This window comes from Streptomyces tropicalis (assembly GCF_029269835.1).
GTDB lineage: Bacteria > Actinomycetota > Actinomycetes > Streptomycetales > Streptomycetaceae > Streptomyces > Streptomyces tropicalis.
In genome coordinates this window covers 1-3,461 of sequence record NZ_JARJBB010000073.1, presented here as the reverse complement: position 1 = coordinate 3,461, position 3,461 = coordinate 1, and the positions used below count along the sequence as shown (strand labels likewise).

General features: G+C 74.1%; 1 protein-coding gene. It reads left to right on the top strand.

The window, feature by feature from the left end:
* A partial coding sequence (locus P3H78_RS32975) for a serine/threonine-protein kinase (RefSeq protein WP_276112852.1) occupies positions 1-3,461 on the top strand: 3,461 nt, incomplete at both ends.

Below are 3,461 nucleotides of genomic sequence, written 5' to 3'. Positions count from 1 at the left end.
GAGCGACTCCTGCGCTCCCTCAAGGGCCGCGACCGCGCCACCATGCAGGGGCCCCTGAACGCCTTCACCGGCCTCGCCCGCACCTTCCTCGACCGTCACCGCGCCACCCTGGCCCAGCACGACGGCGAGAACGACCTGGCCCGCTCCATCGAGGCCCAGGCGCGCGCGCAGTTCGAAGAGGAGATGAAGACCTGGCGCCAGAACAACCAGCCGCTGGTCCAGGCCATCCGTGACGGCGACGAAGACGCCGTACGCACCCCCTCCGCAGCCGACACCAGTGCCAACGCCGGCCCCGCACCCCAGACCCCCACCCCGGCCGCAGCTCCCGTGGAGGAGCGCGCGGACGAGCCCGCACAGGACACCGGCACGAGCGAGAGCCCCGGCGCCCAGGAGCACTGGATCCTCGGCGAGGACCGCCCCGCACCGTACGCCACGGACAACCAGCACGACACCGCAGCCATCGCGCGCGAGACCCTGCACGCTCTGTTCGGCCAGTGGCAGGAAGACTTCGGACAGCAGCTGCCCGCCGAGCCCGGCGAAGAACTCGCCGCGGCCATCGCGGAGTTCACCGACTCCTGGGAGCACGCCCAGCAGACCCCCGCCGCAGACTGGGGCCTGCAGCTCCAGGCGTACACCCGCATCCGGCTGGCCGCCGCCGAGCTGGCCGCGCGCCCGGACCTCCAGCTCAGCGAACGCCAGGCCACCGGCCGGCTGCGCCACCTCGCCCGCGCCGCAGCCCTGCACGTGGACCGCCTCGCCCACACCCCCCCGCCCATGCCCGATGAGACCTGGCTGCGCGAGATGGCCCGGCGATTCGAGGCACCCTATGCGAGCGCTGCCGAGGCCGAGCACGCCCTCGACACCCTGGCCGAGGCCGCCGCCCAGCACACCACCCCCAACGGATTCGAACGCACCGAGGCGCAGGTCGCCCTCCGCCGGGCCCAGGTGGCCGCCGCACGGACCCCGGGCGGCGCCGCCGCGCACCTGCACGCCCTGCACGGGCTCGCGCGCGCCATCGGGGTCGTGGACCTGGACACCGCGACCGGCAGCCTCCCCACCCACCTGGGGCGCCTGGCCCGGACGCTGCTCACCGACCCGGACCTGGCCGACACCCTCCTGCCTCCCGCACCGCGCCCCCTCGCGGTCGCCGCCCGCGACCTCGAACCGGCACCGCCCTACGCGCACACCGACGGACGCTTCGACAACGAAGGTCTGGAGCGCTCGCACGCCGCGATCGTCAGCGCCGCGAACCTGGCCCGCCAGCAGAGCCGTCCCAAGCAGTCCGCCACCGAACGGCGCCTGGCTCGGCTCCTGGAAGAGATCGAGCGCCGCCCGCTCATGGCGCCCGCCGACGACTGGATCGACCCGGCATGGCCGCACCTGCTGGATGAGGCGGCCCAACTGGCCGACCAAGTGCACCAGGAACACGAGGACGAGGGCTACCGCGCTTACCGGGAAAACGACTTCCGCGACTTCGCGGCCGCCGCCACCCGCCATGCGCGGTTCCTGAACGCCACCCTCATCGAGACCGGCGGCCACCTCGACGCCGAGCTGGAGGCCCTCACCGAGCAGGCGCTCGCCGACCCCGCCCTGCTCGCCACGATGGGCACCCCCGGCCACCCGCTCACCAGCAACCGCCCCGTGCCCTACGCGCCGGCCCTGCTGGACTGGCTGAGCGCCCGCGCCGAAGCGATGAGCCCGCTCCTGCGGCACACCCTGCACGCCGACTTCACCCCCCGCGGCTTCACCGGCGCCTTCGCCCGCCTGGCGAACACCGTCCGCCGAAACGCCACCGGCACCGAGCCGCCGCGCACCGGCGGCCGCCTCCCGGTCCCGCCCCAGTGGCAGCAGCACGCCGTGCTCATCGACCAGCTCCTGGACGCCGCCTCGACCGATCCGCGCACCGTCGGCGTCACCGTCAGCAACGAACCCCTGGACCGGCAGGTCGTCAACGTCGTCCGCGACTGGATCCAAGACCAGGTCATGGAGCAGCTCGGCACCTCCAGCGGCATGCGGGACGACGCTCTGGTCGACGCGTTCTTCGTGGACGACGCGGCACTCGACCTGCTCGCCACCCACATCACCGCGCACACCGCACAGCACGCCCGCATCGCCCTGCGCCCGCAGGACGACACCCTGTACGCGGTGCAGCGAGGCCGCGAGATGATCGTGTGCCGCGGCGCTGAGCTGCACGAGCGGCTCGGCGCCGACGCGGGGCTGCGGATCTCCTGGCACGGCGAGGACCCCTGGACCCTGTGGTCGCGCGAAGGCGGCCGCATCGGCACGCTCCAGCCGATGCCCGCGCAGGACGACGCCGCCCGGTTCCTCTCGATCGCCAAGGGCCTGACACTCAGCGACACCCGGGCCCTGCTGTCCAACCACGCCAAGGAGTGGCCCGGACTGCTCGGCGACGACATCGACACCGACCTCTTCCGCGCGCTCATCGAATACGCCGCCACCCCGCGGCCGGACGCCGACCCACTCAACGCGTACCTCGAGGACCTCGCCACCCCGCAGCCGGGCGCCGCCGTGCAGGAGCCGGACACCGCTCTCCTCGTGCGCGCCGAGCAGGCGGGGGATTGGGCCCTGGAAGTCCTCCACCCCACTCCCTTCCCGTCGGGACCGGAGGCCGTCCAGGCCGCCGAGCAACTGCTGTCCAACGCCGGGCAGTGGCTGGCCGAGCACCGCGCGCTGATCGAAGACGTCACGCCGTGGCACGCCCAGGCCACCGAAGACGCCCTGGCCGACGCCGCCGCGAGCCTGCCCGAACCGGGCGGCAGCGGCGGACCGGCCGAGCACTGGCGGGCCATGTCCGAGGTGCATCAGCACCTGCTGCTCCTGCGCGCGGAACTGACCGACAAGGGCGAAGCCCGCCCGCTGCACCCGGCCCTGACCCAGCTCACCATCCTGCTGCGGCACAGCGACAACTACCTGGACCGCGCCGCCGCCCGCGGCATGCCCGAACACGCCTCCCTGCGCCGGACCGCCGGCAAGAACGCGTACACGACCGCCGAGCAGGCGGTCGCCGCCCTGGCCGGTCTGCAGGCCGCCTGGCGCGAGTGGGCCGAGGAAGTCGGCCCGATCGATCAGCTCCCCTCGGCGGAGCGGCACTCCGTCATCGCGCTGGCCGCCCTGCTGGATGAGCCCCGGCCCGGCGCGACCCCGGCCGGCTGGGTCGACCTCCTCGACCAGGTGATCGACATCAGCCGCCTGCGGGCCGAGGAGGTCTCCGACCGCATGCTCGGCTGGCAGGCGCTGGACACGGTGGCCACGGACATGTGGCGGCAGTGGACCGCCACCGTCGTCCACGAGCCCGACCTCGCCGCGGCCGCCGCGCGCCAGAGCGGCGCCCTGCAGCTGACGCGGCCCCACCTGGACCCGGCCAGTCCTCCCACCAGCCACGAGGACTTCGCCGCCCGCCACAACTACCTCGTCCGGCTCGCGCAGCGGGCGACGGAATC